Raw genomic sequence first — 17941 nt, 5'->3', positions numbered from 1 at the left:
CATCGACAGAACGAACGTTGTGTCTCCCCGCGAGTGCGGGATCTCGTGAGCCCAAGCCTCTGGCTCCGCATCGAGCGGCAGAATGACCGTTCCATCTCACGCGAGTGGATGCGGTGCGCTCCGGAAGCAGACCGGGGACGGCCCAAAGCCACGGCCGGCCTACCAACGCCGCACCTGGGGCGGAAGGAACGTTCTGTCTCGCGCAGCCGCCCATTTCATTGCGTGCCTACGCACCGTTGTCAACCAATCGGGCCAGCGGAATGAACCATGTGGATCTAGAACAAAGAAATGTTCTGCGCTATGATGAGGAACGCTTTTGTCTAGGCTCGGGCGCCATGCAGAATTCAGCAAGCGCCACCGCGCTGAGCGCGGCGGCGGCCCGCGCCGCCCACCTCCTCGTCGACGCCGAGCCGCACATCTTCGCCGACACGCTGGCCGCGCCCTTGCTCGGCAGCCGCTCCGCCGAGCTCATCGACCACCACCGCCGGCACGGCGCCCACCCGGTGCTCGCCGGCGCCCGCACCCAGGCGACCATCCGCTCCCGCCTGACCGAGACCCTGCTGACCGGCTTCGGCCAGTACGTGATCCTCGGCGCCGGCCTCGACTCGTTCGCCTACCGCTCCCCGCTGGCCGCCGGCATCCACGTCTTCGAGGTCGACCACCCCGCCACTCAGGCCGACAAGCGGGAACGCCTCGCCACCGCCGGCCTGTCGCCGCTCGGCCCGCTCATCCACGTCCCGGTCGACCTGGAGAAGGAGAGCTTCCTCCCCGCCCTGCTCGCCGCCGGACTCGACCCCGCCCGCCCCGCCCTGGTGAGCTGGCTGGGCGTCACCATGTACCTCACGCCGGACGCGACCGCCCCCACCGTCGCCGCCCTCGCCACACTCGCCCCCGGCAGCCGCCTGGTCCTCGACTACCTCCTGCCGCCGGCGCTGCGCGACCAGCCCGGCCAGGCGTACGCCGACGCGGTCGCCTCCTTCTCCGCCGCCCAGGGCGAGCCGTGGCTGAGCTACTTCACGCCCGCCGAGATGACCGCGCTGCTCGCCACCCACGGCTTCCACGACATCCACCACCTCGACCAGACCCAGGCCCTGCCCCCACAGCTGTGGCGCCGCGGCGACGCCCTTCACCCGAGCCGCCTGTCCATGCTGGCTCACGCCAAGCGGTAAGGTAGGTGTGGGACACGCTCGTCCTCGGGCCCCTGAGTCTCGCGGAGACCGCCGCCGCGGCCGGCCTGGCGGGCTCGGACGCGATCGACGCGCACCTGATCACCGGCGGTCTGCCGGGCATCCTGGTGCGCTGGCCGGCCGGCACGGGCGCCGACGACCACCTCCGTGACGAGTGCGCCGATCCGGCTTCGCCGATCTTCACGGTGCCGGAGCAGTCGCTGACGTCGGAGTTCCCCAATCCGGACGTGGCCCGCCGCGTCTTCGAGGCGGTCGGCGGGGACGCCCGCGCCTACGCGAACATCGCAACGCGGCGGGCGGGCGGGGTGGCCCGATCAGGTCCGGAACGTTGTCTCCCCTGCTGCGGCAGCTCACCGACGCCAAGCAGGCCCTGGCCGCCGACGCGCCGCTGTCGGCCGACGGCGGCAAACCTGTCCTGTACCGGGTCGCCGACAGCAATCTGCGCCTCTATCTGGCACGTGTTGCGCACGTGCCAGACCTGGCCCGGCGCGGACGACCCGACGCCGCGTACGCCCTCTTCCAGAAGCGGTGGAGCAGCTGGCGTGGCCGGGCCGTCGAGCCGCTGGTCCGCGCCTCGCTGGAGGAGGCGGCGGTCATCGAGGCGCTGCCGTGGCCGGAGGCGCGGGTCGTGGGCGGCTGGTGGAACAGGCGGTTCGACCCGGAGATCGACCTGGTCGGCGCCGACGGCGCGCCCGTCGCGGAGCGGGTCTTCTTCTGCGGGTCGGTGAAATGGCTGGGATCGCCGTTCGACGGGCACGATCTGCACCGGCTGCGCGAAGGCGCCCGCCAGGTTCCCGGTTTCGACGCCGCGAGCGGCGGGCTGGCCGTGGTCAGCCGGTCCGGCGTGGACCTGCCAGACGGCGCGGCAGATCTCGTCCGGGGTCCGCAGGACGTGGTCGCGGCCTGGGAGAGGTAGGGCTGGCCTCCATCGCCACTGGGGGAAGACCCCAACTCTGACCAGGCGAAACGCGATTCTGAGAAAGTGTGAGCAGTGGCAAGAACCGGTTCGGGTAGGTGCTTCGGCGGGCAACAACCGCGCCGTCAGCACGATCGCTACACGCAGGAGGAAGCCCCGATGCCGTTCATCACCACCCCCGACGGAGTCGAGATCTACTACACCGAGCAGGGCACCGGGCAGCCCATCGTGCTCAGCCACGGATGGCCGCTCAGCTCCGACGCGTGGCAGGTCGAGCTCAAGAAGTTCGCCGACGCCGGCTACCGGGCCATCGCGCACGACCGCCGTGGGCACGGCCGGTCGCAGAAGACGTACACCGGCAACGACATGGACACGTACGCCCGGGATCTCGCCGCCGTCATCGAGGCGCTGGATCTGCGCGATGTCATCCTCGTCGGGCACTCGACCGGCGGCGGCGAGGTCGTCCGGTACGCCGCGCAGTACGGCCAGGCACAGGGCCGGGTCGCCCGGATCGTCACCGCCGGCGCCGTGCCCCCGCTCATGGTCAAGACCGACGCGAACCCGGAGGGGCTGCCGATCGAGGTGTTCGACGGCATCCGGGCGAACGTGCTCAAGGACCGGTCGCAGTTCTGGAAGGACCTGTCGGAGAGCTTCTTCGGGGCCAACCACGGCCGCGCCGTCTCGCAGGGCGACAAGGACGACTTCTGGCGCCAGGGCATGCTGGTCAACCTCGCCGCCGCGTACGACTGCGTGAAGGCGTTCTCGGAGACCGACTTCACCGAGGACCTCAGGGCGCTCACCGTGCCGATCCTGATCGCGCAGGGCGACGACGACCAGATCGTGCCGATCGGCGACGCCGCCCTGAAGTCCATCACGCTCGTCAAGGACGGCACGCTCAAGGTGTACGAGGGCGCGCCGCACGGCATCCAGGGCGACTACCAGGAGCGGCTCGACCAGGACATCCTCGACTGGATCAAGCAGGGCTGAGCCCGCACCGCTGTCAGCGCCGGCCGGCCTCCAGCAGGTCGTCGGCCTGGCGCTGCAGCGTGTCGCGGTCGCCGACCTCGGCCGGGGGCAGGGCGTCGGGCAGCGCGTCCTCGACGAAGTGGACGCGCCGGTCGTACCAGCCTCGCACGCACCACGCGATCTGGAGCAGGCCGCTGACCGCGACCAGCAGGGCCAGGCTGCGCCCCTCCCCCGTGCCGAAGATCGGGCCGACCGTGCCGGCGAGCGCGCCGCCCGGTGCGAGCAGCGGCTCGACGTACCGTTCGGCCAGCGGGCCGACCACCAGGTAGCCGACCGGCATGGTGAGCATCATCAGGGTGAGGAAGACCGCGAGGACGCGGCCCTGGAGGTCGAAGCCGACCTTGTTCTGCACCACCGCGATCCAGTGCGACTCGGCCAGCACCTCGCCGAAGGTGAGCAGGAACATGCCGGCGACGGCCGTGGTGACGCTGGTGCCCGCGCCGATGACCGTCATGCCGAGGCTGGACACGCCCATGAAGACGATGAGTCCCGAGGCACGGCGGGCGGTGCCGCCCCAGAGGGTCATCAGCAGGGCGCCGGCCAGGCCGCCGACGCCGCCCGCGCTGAGCACCGCGCCGAGGGCCAGCGGCGAGTGCTCGATCAGCAGCAGCGGGGTGATGACGGCGAAGCCGAGCGTGTAGAGCACGTGGTCGACGACGAAGTAGCGCAGCACCGCGCGCAGCGCCGGGCGCTTGCTCAGGTAGCGCCAGCCGGCCGCCACCTCGGTGCGGAACGGCTCCTCGCGGCGGCGCCAGAGGCGGTCGGGGAAGCGCACCCACAGCAGGGTGAGCACCCCGGTGAGGAACGAGGCGACGTCGAGCAGCAGGACGCCGGTCAGGCCGACCACGCCGAAGAGCGCCGCGCCGATCATCGGGGCGAAGGTGGTGCCGGCGGCCACGCCCAGCTGGGTGATGCCGACCGCGTGGCCGAGGTAGCGCTTGGGGACGAGCTGCGCGACGGCGGCCAGGTAGGCGGGCCGCTGGAAGGCCCCGGCCAGCGAGGTGACGGTGACGGCCAGATAGAGGTGCCATTGCTGCACGGTGCCGGCGAGCATCACGGCGACCACCGCGGCCATCGCGATCGCCGCCGTCAGGTCGCTCGCCAGCATGACGCGGCGGCGGTCCCAGCGGTCGGCCACCGCCCCGGCGAGCGGACCGGCAAGGATGCCGGGGAGCAGGCCGATGGCGCTGAGCACGGCGAACTGGGTGAGCGATCCGGTGCGCTGGTAGACCCAGATGCTCAGGACGAGCGAGCTCAGGCCGCTGCCCACCATGGAGACGAACTGGCCGAGCGCGACGATGCCGAAGCGGCGGACGCTCGGCTCGAGAACCGGAGCCGGCGGGGGTGCCGGTGACCGGGACGGCTTCAGCTCGGTGAGGACGGCGGCGAGCTGGGCGGCGTGCGACTTGATGAAGAAGTGGCCCGCGCCGGGCAGCACGGTCAGCGAGACGTCGGCCGCGAAGTGCTCCCACTCCCTGTACCGCTCCTGGTAGTGGTCGGTGACCCGGTCGCGCTGGCCGATGACGCTCACCACCGGCGCCGTCAGCTTCGGGCCGGGATCGCCGCGGTACGCCGCCGTGAAGTACTCCTCGGCGTCGCGCTCGTCGTGCTTGACGTTGCGGACGACGAACGCCTGCTCCTCCGGGTCGTCGACGTCGGTGAAGCCGCCGCGCCCGCGCAGGTATTCGATGTACTCGCGCTTCGAGCCCATCCGCTGGAGCCGGGTGAACCAGTCGAGGACCGGCCCGGTGAGCCGCGCGGTCGGCAGGCCCGCGCCGAGGCCGACGCCGGCCAGCTCGATGCCGGACGCCTCGGCCTGGCGCGCGATCTCGACGGTGATGGCGACGCTGAGGCAGTGTCCGTAGAGGACGATCGGGCCGGGCAGGTCCCTCATCTCGGCCACGACCCGCTCGGCCACCCGGGCCGCGGGTTCGAGCGGCTCGAACGGCCGGTTGCGGTCGTGGCCCGGCAGCTCGACGGCGTGCAGCGCCCAGCCGGCGGGCAGCGCGTCGGCCAGCGGCTGGTACGCGATGGCGCTGCCGCCCGAGTAGGGCACCGCCACGACCGTCCGGGCACCCTCGGACGGCGACAGCCGATAGAGCATGGGCCGGCCCTGCGGAGCGGACGCGTCGAGGAACGCGGCCAGCCCTCGTACCGTGGGATGTTGGTAGAGGTCGACGAGGGCCGGCGCGGGGTCGAGCCGGCGGACGAGCTTGACCGCGGCGAAGGAGTCACCGCCGACGGCGAAGAAGTTGTCGTCGATGCCGAGCTGGTCCAGGCCGAGCGTCTCGCGCCAGGCCGCCGCGAGGCGCTTCTCGGTCGGCGTCCGCGGCGGCGCGGGCGGGGCCGCCGAGGGCGCCGGCGCCGCAAGCCCGCGCCGGTCGATCTTGCCGTTCGGGCTCAGCGGCAGCGCGTCCAGCAAGACGATGCGGGCCGGCACCATGTGGGTGGGCAGCACCTTGGCGAGCGCGTCCCGCAGCTCCTGCTCGGCCGAGGCGGAGGCCGGGGCGGAGGCCGAGGCGGAGGCCGGGGCGGAGGCCGGGGCGGAGGCCGAGGCGGAGGCCCGCGCGACGACGTAGCCGATCAGCTGGGTGAGGCCGGAGGCGCCGGTGTGCACCGCGGCCGCGCAGGCCGCGACCCCGGGCAGCGCGCCGAGCGCCGCCTCCACCTCGCCCAGCTCGACCCGATAGCCGTTGATCTTCACCTGGTCGTCGAGCCGGCCGAGGAAGTCGATCAGGCCGTCGCGGTGGTAGCGGGCCGCGTCGCCCGATTTGTACATGCGCGCGTCGCCGCCGGCGAACGGGTCGGGGACGAACCGCTCGGCGGTCAGCTCGGGCCGGTCGAAGTAGCCGGTCGCGACGGCGAGCCCGCCGAGGTAGAGCTCGCCCACCACGCCCGGCGGCACCGGCCGGCGGTGCTCGTCGAGCACGTACGCCCGGCAGTTGGGGAACGGCCTGCCGATCGGCAGCGGGGCCTCCGCGGGCAGGTGGTCGACGGAGCCGTCGAAGTAGGTGCTGTCCGCCGTCGCCTCGGTGACGCCGTACGCGTTGACGACCCGCCCGCCGACCAGCGCCCGCGCCCGCCGGAACTCGCCGACGTGCCACTTCTCGCCACCGCAGACCAGCAGCCGGACGAAGCTCAGGTCGCCACCGGTCTCCTCCACGTGCTCCAGCAGCATCCGCAGCACCGCCGGCACGAGCTCGGTGCACTGCACCCGCTCGTCGCGCATCAGGCCGTAGAACCCGGCCGGGTCGAGCAGCGTCTCGCGGGGCACGACGACGAGCCGCCCGCCGGTGCACAGCGCCCGGAACGTCTCGCACACGAACATGTCGAACGAGAAGCTGGCCTGCTGCTGGTAGGTCCACTCCGGGCTCAGGTCGTAGGCCCGCTGCCACATCCGTACGGCGTGCACGAGGTTGCCGTGGCTGACCACGACGCCTTTGGCGCGCCCGGTCGAGCCTGAGGTGTACATGACGTACGCGGGATCGCCGGCGCCGGTGACCAGCGGCGGATCGGTGTCCGGGCAGGATCCGGTGGTGCGCGGGTCGAGCACGCCCTCGCCCTCGCCGTGCCGGATCAGAACCCGCGACCGGCTGTCGGCGCGCATGTAGTCGAGCCGCTCCGGCGGATAGGCCGGGTCGAGCGGCACGTAGGCGGCGCCCGCCTTGAGCACGCCCCACATCGCCACGAACAGCTCGATCCCGCGGTCGAGGCAGATCGCCACCCGGTCGCCGGGCGCGACGCCGCGCTCCCGCAGCGCCCAGGCGACGCGGTTGGCGCGGGCGTTCAGCTCGCCGTAGCCGATCGTCTCGCCGAGGTGGCTCAGCGCCGGCGCGTCCGGGGTGGCGGCCGCGATCCGTTCGAGGAACTGCTGCACGGCGACCTCGCCGGTGAGCTCGAACGCGGTGTCGTTCCACTGCCGCACGATCAGGTCGTGCTCGGCCTCGTCGAGCATCGGCAGCTCGGCCACCGGCGTGCTCGGCTCGGCCGTGCCGGCGGCGACCAGGGCGAGCAGGTGCCGGGTCAGCGCCTCGACGCGTTCACGGTCGTAGAGGTCGGTGGCGTAGTCGACGTTCAGCGTGGCGCCGCGGGCCGTCAGGTCGAGCCCGATGGTGAGGTGGTCCATCGTCGTGGTGGGGCCGATGTCGCCGTCGTACCGCAGCTCCGCCGAGTCGCCCGCCGGGGTGTTGTGCACGATCAGCACCACGGGGCCCAGCCCGGTGCCGCCGTTGAGGTTGCGCCGCCCGGCGGCGGCGAGGATGTCGGGGAAGGCGACGTCCTGGTGCTCGAGGTCGGCGGTGACGTCCCGGGTCGTACGGGCGAGCTGGTCGCCGAAGCTCAGGTCGCCGGACACGGTGCCTCGCACGGGAAGCACGTTGATCGCCATGCCGATGTGGTGCTCCAGCGCCGGGCCGGTCCGGCCGGCCACGGTCGCCAGCACCGTCACGTCGCGCTTGCCGGTGTAGCGGTGCAGCAACGTCTGCAGCCCGGTCAACAGGAGCGTGAACAGGCTCGACCGCCGGGCCCGCGCGAAGTCCTGCCACCGCGACACCTCGGCCGGGTCGAGGTCGCGGGAGAGCCGGGCGGCGGTGTGGACGGGCGCCTGCGGGCGCGGCCGGTCGGCCGGCAGCTCGGCGTCCAGGTCCACGTCGGAGAGCCGGTCGCGCCAATAGCCGTCGTCGTCGCGCCGCCGGGGCCGGATCGGCAGGGGCGCCGCGGCCGGCTCCGGGGCGCCGCCGCGGTAGAGCTCGGCCAGCTCGGCGCCGAACAGGCCGGCCGACCAGCCGTCGAAGACCAGGTGGTGCACGGTCAGCAGCAGCTCCTCGCCGCACAGCCGGGCCCGCGCCAGCGGAGCGGTCGCCAGGTCGAACGGCTCGTCGTGCTCGGTCAGCGGGATGGTGACGCCGTCCGCGAAGACGAAATGCGGCTCGTCGCCGATGGTCGTCACCCGCGCCCGCAGCATCGGATGGCGGCGGCTCATCTCGTCGAGGGCGCGGCGCAGCCGAGCGGGCTCCGGCGGCTGCGAGAAGCGGTAGCGCAGGCGCAGCGTGTGCACGGGGCGGTCCGCGCTGATCTGCTCGGCGATCCAGAACTCGCGCTGCAACGGGGTGAGCGGCAGCGGCCTCGTCTCGTCGTGGTGCGCCCAGCCGCCGGCCGCCCCGGCGCGCTCCGCCGCCTCGACGGCGGCCAGGGTCGGGTCGGCGTAGAGCTCGCCCAGCGTCATGGACACGCCGAACTCGCCGCGCAGCGCGCTCAGCAGGCGCACGGCGACGAGCGAGTCCCCGCCCGCGGCGAAGAAGTCGTCACCGTCCCCGGGCAGCAGCCGCCGCCACAGCCCAGCGATACCGGTGCCGGCCTGCGCGGGGCGCGGCGGGTTGGCGGCGGCGAGCGCGGCCCGGTCGTTCTTGCCCTGCGGCGTCCGGGGAAACGACTCGTGCGCGACGAACGCCGCCGGAACCAGGTGCGCCGGCAACTCCGCGGACAGTGCCGCCCGTACGGGGGAGACGTCCTCGCTCGTCAGCAGGTGGGCCACGAGCCGGTCCCCATCGCCGAGCACCACCGCGTCGCTCACCCCCGGCAGCCGGCAGAGGGCGGCCTCCACCTCGCCCGGCTCCACGCGGAAGCCGCGAACCTTGAGCTGCCGGTCGATCCGGCCCAGGTACTCCAGCTGCCCGTCGCCGCCCCGGCGCACCCGGTCGCCGGTGCGGTACTCGCCGCCCGCGAAGCGCTCCGCGGTCAGCTCGGGCCGGTGCAGATAGCCGGTGGCCACGGTCGGCCCGCCGATGACCAGCTCGCCGTCGTCGAGCACGCGGTAGGCCACGCCGGCCAGCGGCCGCCCGATCGGCACCGGCCCGTCCCCGGTCCAGGTGGTCAGGTCGGCCACGGTCACCACGACGGTGGTCTCGGTCGGGCCGTACGTGTTGAGCAGCGTCACCGAGGGGCCGGCGACCCGCTGCCAGTCGCGCACCGCCGCGGCGGTGACCGCCTCGCCGCCGATGATCACCAGGCGCACCGAGCCCGGCAGCTCCGCCTCGCCGCGGTCCAGGGCCCGGAGCACTTCGAGCCAGTACGAGGTCGGCAGGTCGAGCACCGTCACGCCGAGCTGCGCGCACCGCCTCAGGAACAGGTCCGGCCGGCTGATCATCTCGTCGTCGCGGATCACCACGGTCGCGCCCGCGGCGAGCGGCACGAAGATCTCCTCGACGCTGGCGTCGAAGCTGATCGGCGCGAAGTGCAGCCACCGGTCCTCGGCGGTCACCGCGTAGCGCTCGGCGGCACCGGCGCGGAAGGCCGCCAGCGCCCGCCGGGGGACGAGCACCGCCTTGGGACGGCCGGTCGAGCCGGACGTGAAGACGGCGTACGCGGGCAGCTCCGGCGCCGGCTCCCCGGCCGGCAGGCTCGCGCGGCACGTGGGCATCGGCAGGGCCGGCACGCCGCCCGGCACCGCCGGCGCGGCACCATCGGCGCCGGTCAGGATCAGCCGCGGGCCGGCGTCCTGCACCATCGCGGCCAGCCGGGCCGCCGGATAGGCCGGATCCAGCGGCACGTAGCCCGCCCCGGCGCCGAGGATGCCGAGCATGGCGACGATCGCCTCGCGACCGCGCGGCATCAGCAGGCCGACCAGATCGCCCTCGCGGACGCCGGCCTCGCGCAGTGCGGAGGTCACGCCGCCCGCCCACGCCACCAGGTCGCCGTAGCCGAGAGAACCGTCGCCGTCGGCGAGAGCCGGGGCGCCGGGGCGCGTCCGGGACTGCTCGGCGATGAGCACCAGAGGATCCATGGCCGAGACCCTGGACAACACAGTGGACGGACGCACGAACGGCGCATGATCGGATGCTGAATTCGCGCGACCTGGGATGGTCTCCGCAGGCTCGGCCGGAATGGCTGCCCAGCGCCTCCGGAAAACCTATCGGATTGGCAGGCCGGCTAATGCCATTAGTGAACAACTAATTTATGCGTGACGAAGTATCGATATGGTTCTGGATCGCCGGCGAAAAGGCGTGTGACGATGCCACGCATGCGTTTTGCCAGGTCCATCGTCGAGCTCATCGGCAACACCCCCCTCGTCCAGGTGCGGCGGGTCGCGGCGCACGTCTCCCCCACCGTGCTGGCCAAGGTCGAATACCTGAACCCGGGCGGGTCGGTGAAGGACCGGGTCGCGATCCGGATGATCGAGGCGGCGGAGCGGGACGGCCGCCTGCGGCCCGGCGGCACCATCGTCGAGCCGACCTCCGGCAACACCGGCGCCGGCCTGGCGCTCGCCGCGCACGGCAAGGGGTACCGCTGCGTCTTCGTCTGCCCCGACCGGGTCAGCCAGGACAAGCGGGACGTCCTGCGGGCGTACGGTGCCGAGGTCGTGGTCTGCCCGTCGACGGTGCCGCGGGACCACCCGGACTCGTACCACTCGGTCAGCGACCGCCTGGCCGCCGAGATCGACGGCGCGTGGAAGCCCGACCAGTACACCAACCCGGACGGCCCGGCCAGCCACGCCGCGACCACCGGGCCGGAGATCTGGCGCGACACCGACGGGCGGGTGACCCACTTCGTCGCCGGGCTGGGCACCGGCGGCTCGCTCAACGGCACCGGCCGCTACCTCAAGCGGATGGGCGCCGTGCGCGTCGTGGGGGTGGCCCCCGAGGGCTCCGTCTACGCCGGCGGCGACGGCCAGGGCTACCTGGTGGAGGGCATCGGCCAGGACTTCCTCCCGGTCACCCACGACCCATCGGTGCCCGACGAGATCGTCACGGTGACCGACGCCGAGGCGTTCGCGATGACCCGGCGGCTCGCCCGCGACGAGGGCCTGCTGGTCGGCGGGTCGAGCGGCGCCGCGATGGCCGGCGCGCTGCGGGTCGCCGAGCGGCTCGGCCCGGCGGACGTCGTGGTCGTGCTGCTGCCCGACGGCGGGCGCGGCTACCTGTCCAAGATTTTCAACGACGACTGGATGACCGTCCACGGGTTCGCCGGCCACGAGCACGCCGAAGCCACGGTCTAGGAGACACCATGCCGATGAGTGACGATTTCGACAGCCGCCTGCGCGCCGTGCTGCCGCACGTGGCCGAGCGGTTCGGGACACCGTTCTACCTCTACGACGCGGCCGGCATCGACGCGACGGCGACCGCGTTCACCGCCGCCTTCGCCGGGCTGGACTGCCGCGAGTACTTCGCCGTCAAGGCGCTGCCCAACCCCGCGATCCTGCGCCGGCTCGCCGCGCACGGCTTCGGCTTCGACTGCTCCTCGCTGCCGGAGATCGAGCTGGCCCGGCCGTTCTCGCGGGACCTGTTCTTCACGTCCAACAACACCACGACGGCGGAGTTGCTCGCCGCCCTGAGCGCGGGCGCGTTCGTCACGATCGACGACGAGGCGGCGCTGGACAAGCTGATCGCCGCGGACGCGGTGCCGGCCACGCTGGGCTTCCGGGTCAACCCCGGCCGGCTCGCGCCGGACTTCGACGCCAAGCTCTTCGGCCACCCGCACACCGCGAAGTTCGGCATCCCCGTCGAGCGGCTGAGCGCCGTCTGCGCCAGGGCCGCGCGTCACGGCGTGCGCTCCGCCGGGCTGCACATGATGATCGCGGCCAACTTCCGTACCGCCGAACCCACGCTCTTCGCCCTCGACCTGCTCGCGGAGCAGGCGCAGCGGCTCGGCGTGGAGGTCACGCTGCTCAACGTCGGCGGCGGCATGGGCATCCCGTACCGGCCGGGCGAGGAACCCCTCGACCTGACGGCGCTGGCCGCCGCGATCCGCGCCCGGGTCGCCGCCTGGCCCACCGGCTTCCGGCCGCGCATCTGCTTCGAGAACGGCCGCTACATGACCGGCCCGCACGGCGTGCTGGTGACCCGAGTGATCAACCGCATGTCGAAGTACCGCGAGGTCGTCGGCGTCGACACCACCGTGAACGCGCTGCTGCGCTCGGTCGTCTACCCCGGCGTCCACCACCAGGTCACCGCCCCGTTCGCCGGGGACGCCCCGGCCGAGACGGTGGACGTCGTCGGCTCGCTCTGCACCGACATCGACCGCCTGGCCGCGCAGCGCGACCTGCCACCCGTCGGCGAGGGCGACCTGCTGGTCGTGCACGACACCGGCGCGCACGCCCACGCCATGGCGTCCGTCTACAACGGACGGCTGCGCCCGCAGGAGCTGCTGCTGCACGCGGACGGCTCGGTGGAGCTGATCCGCCGCGCCGAGACGGTGGACGACTACTTCGCCACGCTCGATTTCGAGCCCCGGATCCTCCGCATGGCAGCCACCTCGACGCGGTGACCCCACCGGATCAGAACTTGGGTGCGTCGGGCGCCTCCAGAAGACCGAGCCGAAGGGCGGTCATCAACGCCTGCGCCCGGTTCGCCGCCCCGAGCTTCTCGTAGAGCGTGCTGATGTGGGTCCTCGCCGTCGACTCCGACGTGAACAGCTGCTCGGCGATGCCGGCCACGCTCATGCCGTCGGCGAGGAGCCGCAGCACCTGGCCCTCGCGCGGCGACAGCTGTGGGCCCGCGGGCGCCAGGCGGCGTTGCATGGCGTGGGCGAGATCGGCGGCGGTGAACGCGGAGGGTGCCGACGCCGCGTGCCGGGCAGCGGCGACGACCTCGTCGGGCGGCGCCGTCTTGGGCACGAACGCGCTGGCCCCCGCCTCCAGCGCCCCGAACAACTGGTCGTCGCCGGCGTACATGGTCAGCACCACGATGCCCATGTTCGTGTTGTTCTTGCGAAGGGCTCGCGTGGCTTCCAGTCCGCTGCCGTCCGGCAGCCGGAGATCCATGATGACGACATCGGGCTGGAGGGCGCCCGCCTGCCGGACCGACTCCGCCGCCGTCGCGGCCTCGCCGACCACTTCGAACTGCCGGTCGCGCTCGAATCCGTGCCGCAGTCCCTTGCGGATCAGATCGTGGTCGTCGACGAGCAGGACCTTGGTGCGGCCGGGCAACGCGTTGGGTAGTACCTCCTCCGCCTTCCGCACCGCGCGATCGACTGTGTCGGCGCTCTCTCTCGCCGCTCGCTCTCGCAGCTGACGAGCGCCGAGCCGGCCGAGAGACGTCTGCTCGACCAGCCTGGCGGCGTGACTGTCATACATCGGCGGCGCCCCCGTCCGAACGGCTTCGCTCCTTCTGCCGGCGGTGCCGGGCAACCGCGCGCGTGACGGCCGCGGCGCCGGCGAGACCGAGAACCTCCGCAACCTCCGCGCGGGTGTACCCGGCGCCGCGCAGGACCGCGGCCGACCGCGAGATCGGATCAGTGCCGTCCGCCTCGACCGCGGGCCATGCCTCCTCCCGGCGGGTCGGCTGGTACTGCGACCTGGCGGCGGCCGAACGAAGCGCCGGCGGAAGGGCCAGCACGCATCCGTCGAGCAACTCGGTCACCAGAGTCGTGCCCGCCTCAACGCGCCACAGACCCCACGCGAGCCGTCGATCGCGGAAGTACGCGATGGCGCTCTTCGCCACTTCCTCGGCCACCCGGCGCGCGTGACTCGGGTACCACCGGCCCTCGAGCCGCGCCAGGGCCGGGCGGTCGAGGTGACAAGGGCGGGGTACGTGCCCCGCACGCAGCCACGCCACGACCGTGGCGACGCAGTACGCCGACGCCGCCGTGGACACCACGTGCCACGTCGGCCCGCGAAACTCGACTTCGGTGAGCAGATCACGAAGGTGCAACTCGGCGCCTCGTACGGTGGCGAAGGTTGCCGGCCCTCCGTCCGCGGACGAGCCGCCTCGGGGCCGGGTGCGGGGCTTCGCCTCGATGACCACGGCCGGCCGGTGGCGGCGCTGGAACTCCTCACGGGCGGCGACGAACCGCCGCCACAACGCCCGGTCGGTCGCCGCCTCGCCCGGGGCGGCCGGCGGCCACTCCTGAGCGATCTCGGTCAGGCGGGCCTGCGCGTCCTCCCAGCCGAGGCCCACCTCGACCAAGCGCTCGGCTTCCCGGGCCAACGCTGCGGCCTGGGGTGAACCGGAGGCAGTCACGACCGTGGCGGGTTCGGGACGTGGGACGGTCGTGGCGGACCGGATCAGATAGGAGCCGCGCAGGTGCAGGACGGCCGGCAGGACGGAGCCGGAGTACGGCAGTGCCGCCAGCATCGCCGACCCCCGGCGTTCCATGACCACCGGCTGACCGGCGTTCTCGAGCCATACGCTCGCCTCGATGTCCACGTCGTCAGCCCCGGACGCCACATTGCCGATGATCACCATGAGTTCCTGGCCGGTGCGCTCCGCCGCACCTCGCAACGGTGTGTCGAGCGCTTCCGCCAGCTCGGCCGGGAGGGCCAGCGTGGCGCTGGTCCGGGTCGCCGGCGTGAGCGGTACCGAGTACGGTCCGAACGTGATACGCCGGTGTTTCTCCGGAACCAGCGTCATCTTCGAAAGTGGCTTTGTCTTGCCGGTGCTCTTCCTGGTCGGCGCGGCCGGCAGCGTCGGGGTCAACCCCTCCAAGCGCAACGGTCGTGCCTGGACCGGCTCCGGCGTCCTGGCGGGCATCAGCGCCGGCTCGCTCGGCCGTCCGCCCCAGAACGTGGTCAGCGGCCGGTTGAGACACGCCCGGAGATAGGGCACGTAGTGGAGCCGTGCCGCCGTCAACTCCTCGTCGGTGGTGCCGTGCAGCAACAGGCGCAGCGCGTCGTCGAGCAGCCGCAGGCCGTGCGAGAACATGGGCAGTCCGAGCCGCGTGGCCGTCAGCCGCTGCCCTCGGCTGCCCGGCCACCTCGTCTTGTCACGCATCAGCGCGAGTCCGTACAGCAGGTGTGCGTCGAACGATCCGGGCTGGAGACGGGTCAGCTCCGCCGCCCAGGAACCGAGCCGGTCGTCGCCGCGCCGGAGCAGGTAGTAGCCGACCGCGACGGCGGCTGCGGGATCGGGGCCAGTGGACTGCGACAGCGCCTCCATGGCGAGCGCGCCCGCCGCCGGGAGGTCTCCGGCGTGCAAGAAGGTGAACAGCGCACGGGCGGGGCCGGAGGCCAGGTCAAGCACGGCCAAGGAGGCGTCCGAGACGACCCGCACCGGCGCGTCGGCCCGCACCACCGTGAACATCGCGGGCTGCGGACCCACGGCCCACTGCAGGAGCACGTTCGCGCTCGGGGCATCCGCGGTCATCACGATCGTCGTACCGCTGCGCCGCCGCACGCTGCCCGCTCCGGCCGGCGTCCAGGACCGGGCCGCACGGTCGAAGATCCAGCCCGCCACCCAGCCGTCGCCGGAGGGCGTACCGAGACCGGCCGCGGCCGTGCTGTCCTCCAGCACCACGGCGACCGGCTCGCCTCCGCCGGCCGGCACCTCCACCGGCACCGAGAGCCGCCGGTTGGTGAGGAACGTGGCGCGGGTGAAATAGCCTCCGGCGTCGAGCGATCCGATACGCGTCCGCCCGCCGTTCACCAGCGGCTTCGCTGCCACCACCCGCAGTTGGAGGTCGACGACTTCGAAGACGCCGATGACGTCACCCCGCGCCGACGACGGATCACGGCCGGAGACGACGATGCTGCCCGCGGTCATGCTCGTTCCACCGCCGCGTGCCACGCCTTGTTGGGCGGTCGCACCTCGTCGAAGAGGGAAGCCTTACGGAACTCGGCGCCGTCGGGGAACGCGAGCTCCAGGTGATAGACGCCTGCCGCGATCTCGCCCTGGCCGCCGGCGGGGAAGGCAACCGGCGGGTCCTGGTCAGCGGGCAGCTGATGGATCGAGACGTCAGCCGCGGCCAGCGCGTGGTCGGGATCGCAGGTCAGCCGGAACGGCACCAGCGGCGGTCCGTCCAGTGTGCGAATCAGGCTGGGGCCGCACTGCTCACCCTCCACCGACAGGCACGAGTTCCGGTCGACGTCCGGGTTCTCCCAGGCGATGACCTCGCGCAGGTGAGGGCCGAGGTATTCGGTCGTCACGGCCCACCGGCTGCCTTCCCGATTGGCGCCCAGGCCGTCGAGCGTACGGAGCAACGCGGCCGTGAACGGCGTGACGGCGTCCTGGTCGGCGTGCGCCTCGAAACCTCGTGCGGCGGAGAAGTAGACCGGCGCGTCGAGCGGGGCCAGAGGCAGGGGAACCGGCCCGCAGCTGTCGACGAGCGGCGCCACACCCGAGCGCAGGTCGAGCAGCTCCGGCGGAACCTGTCGGCAGGCATCCACGAAGTACAGCTGCGTCCGGGCCCGGCAATGCTGCATCACCGTCCTGATCTCGCTCAGCTCGACGCAGCTCTCCAGCAACCTGCGCCTCTGTTTGCCGAGGTCCTCCAGCAGCAGAAGCTGGCCGTCGCGGTGCCAGCCGTGCCCGCAGAAGTAGAACAAGGCGATGTTGCCCGGGTCGGAGTCACAGCGGTCCAGCCACCGGCTGAACGCGTCCCGGAAATTCGCGAAGGTCGCGGGTGACACGGGCACCCACTCGCCGTCGTCTCGCTGCACGGAGGCCACCGTGGGCGACGAGATCAGGACCTCCACGGTACCGACCGGGATGTCCCCGTCACCGCGGGGCATCCCGGCCAGCCAGCCGGCGACAGCCGCTGCCGACGGCGGCGGGCTGGTGACCGAGCCCAGGTCGCCGAGGATCCGGCTGGCCGTTCCGGTCCTCGGCGGGTCGTCGCAGTACGGGTAGTTGCCGACTCCGACGACAAAGGCGTGCACTCGCGCACCCGGGCCGTCGTCGACGACGATCGCGGTCATGATCGGGCCTTCTCGACCCGCCTGGCGAGCCGATCATGGAAATTCGGCTGCCGGAAGTAGGCGCCGTGCGCCCAGGGGGCGTCGGACGGGTACTCGAAGTCGTCGACGCCGTCGAAGATGGGGGCCGCCCGGTACGCAAGGACGTCGCCCCGGTCGACGATGTTGATCCACCGGCGCACGTTGGGCAGCGCCGGCAGACGGGGCACCGCCGGAGTCGGCAGGTCATGATCGCTGGCCGCGAAGAGCTTCAGCTCCTCGAAGAGCCCGATCTGGGTGCCGACCGTCACCAGGGTGTCCACCCGCAGATCGGGGCGAAAATGACTGAGGACGTCGTACGCGATGTTCCCGCCCATGCTGTGCGCCACGATGACCAGCGGGCCCTCGCGAGCCGCCAGGTCAAGGTCGCCACTGACCAGCGACACGATGTCACCCGGCGCACCGGCGGAGCCTCGGCCGGAGAGATAGGCGAGGACGTCCCCGATGAGCAGTGAGACCGGCCGTCCGGCCAGCCTGCGCAGGGCGGCCGCCGCCGAGCGGACCGGCGGCCCCACGTTCTGCCGTCGGAAGCGGTCCACCGCCGCGAGCAGAATGGTGCGGACCGCCCCGGTTCCCCGCCCGCCGCCCAGCTTCTCCGAACCCGCTCCGGGCACCGGCGCTGGGACGGCCTCGCGGAGCAGAACCTCGACCAGTTCCCGATCGTCGTCGAGGCCGGCGAACGACCGAAGGCCCGGCTGACACCACTCGACCAGCGCGACGGCCAGGTCCGCCACCTCCTCGATCTCGGCGTCGTCACGTCCGCGCAGGTCGATCGTGGAGTAGAGAAGGTCGACCGCGTCACGCGGATCGGCGCCCGCCGTCTTCGACAAGGGCTGGCCCGAGGGCCCGGCACCGACCGCCGTCAGAAGGTCGGACAGCCACACGTCGCCGCCACCGAGCCGTTCGCCGGGCCGCCCGGCCGGCAAGGAGGCGTGCTGCCAGCTCAGCCGGGCGCCTAGGTCGCCCCACATCGGGTTGCGGATCGGCACATCGATCAGTTCCGGCACCGCCCGGGCGATCAGGAAACGGCGGAAGAGCGCATCGCGGAGAGCCACCTTGCGGGAGTACGCCGACGTACTGCGGTTGCCGATCCCGTGCACGAAGACAAGACCCACCCGGGGACCACCTTCCACGATCGCCGATGTCCTC

9 protein-coding genes and 1 pseudogene are annotated in these 17941 nt (G+C 72.7%); 5 read left to right on the top strand and 5 right to left on the bottom strand.

Features of this window, described 5'->3' with window-relative positions; genetic code table 11:
* Nucleotides 1–335: 335 nt before the first annotated feature.
* From Ade02nite_RS07295 to Ade02nite_RS07285, 3 genes are all read left to right on the top strand, one after another.
* Nucleotides 336–1169, top strand: a complete 834-nt coding sequence (locus Ade02nite_RS07295; protein WP_203760750.1) for a class I SAM-dependent methyltransferase — start codon at nt 336–338, stop codon at nt 1167–1169.
* A 346-nt stretch (nt 1170–1515) separates the two neighbouring features.
* Nucleotides 1516–2103, top strand: a complete 588-nt coding sequence (locus tag Ade02nite_RS07290) for a DUF234 domain-containing protein (protein WP_203760749.1) — start codon at nt 1516–1518, stop codon at nt 2101–2103.
* Between the two features lie 159 nt (nt 2104–2262).
* The gene (locus Ade02nite_RS07285) at nt 2263–3090 is read left to right on the top strand and encodes an alpha/beta fold hydrolase (protein WP_203760748.1); all 828 of its coding nucleotides are present in this window, start codon (nt 2263–2265) and stop codon (nt 3088–3090) included.
* A gap of 13 nt (nt 3091–3103) precedes the next feature.
* Here the strand turns inward: Ade02nite_RS07285 and Ade02nite_RS07280 are convergent, their stop codons facing one another.
* A complete protein-coding gene (locus Ade02nite_RS07280; RefSeq protein ID WP_203760747.1) occupies nt 3104–9910 on the bottom strand; it encodes a non-ribosomal peptide synthetase/MFS transporter in 6807 nt (2268 codons plus the stop codon).
* 237 nt (nt 9911–10147) lie between these two features.
* Here Ade02nite_RS07280 and Ade02nite_RS07275 point away from each other — a divergent pair.
* Both Ade02nite_RS07275 and Ade02nite_RS07270 read left to right on the top strand, forming a co-directional pair.
* Nucleotides 10148–11119, top strand: a pseudogene (locus Ade02nite_RS07275) (pyridoxal-phosphate dependent enzyme); the annotation flags it as partial.
* 17 nt (nt 11120–11136) lie between these two features.
* Complete coding sequence (locus Ade02nite_RS07270; protein WP_239168592.1) at nt 11137–12390, top strand: diaminopimelate decarboxylase family protein; 1254 nt, start codon at nt 11137–11139, stop codon at nt 12388–12390.
* 10 nt (nt 12391–12400) lie between these two features.
* Here the strand turns inward: Ade02nite_RS07270 and Ade02nite_RS07265 are convergent, their stop codons facing one another.
* From Ade02nite_RS07265 to Ade02nite_RS07250, 4 genes are all read right to left on the bottom strand, one after another.
* Nucleotides 12401–13051: a response regulator transcription factor gene (locus Ade02nite_RS07265; RefSeq protein WP_203760789.1), complete on the bottom strand. Its 651-nt coding sequence runs from the start codon at nt 13049–13051 to the stop codon at nt 12401–12403.
* Between the two features lie 139 nt (nt 13052–13190).
* On the bottom strand, nt 13191–15602 hold the full coding sequence (locus Ade02nite_RS07260; RefSeq protein ID WP_203760744.1) for a hypothetical protein: 2412 nt from the start codon (nt 15600–15602) through the stop codon (nt 13191–13193).
* A complete protein-coding gene (locus tag Ade02nite_RS07255; RefSeq protein ID WP_203760743.1) occupies nt 15599–16756 on the bottom strand; it encodes a caspase family protein in 1158 nt (385 codons plus the stop codon). The genes Ade02nite_RS07260 and Ade02nite_RS07255 overlap by 4 nt, the downstream gene beginning before the upstream one ends.
* Nucleotides 16753–17907 (bottom strand): lipase family protein, encoded by a 1155-nt coding sequence (locus Ade02nite_RS07250; RefSeq protein WP_203760742.1) that lies wholly within the window; start codon nt 17905–17907, stop codon nt 16753–16755. The genes Ade02nite_RS07255 and Ade02nite_RS07250 overlap by 4 nt, the downstream gene beginning before the upstream one ends.
* Nucleotides 17908–17941: the final 34 nt, after the last annotated feature.

Origin of the sequence: Paractinoplanes deccanensis (genome assembly GCF_016862115.1) — a bacterium.
GTDB lineage: Bacteria > Actinomycetota > Actinomycetes > Mycobacteriales > Micromonosporaceae > Actinoplanes > Actinoplanes deccanensis.
The sequence above is the reverse complement of the archived record's forward strand: the minus strand, read 5'-3'. Positions and strand labels throughout refer to the sequence as shown.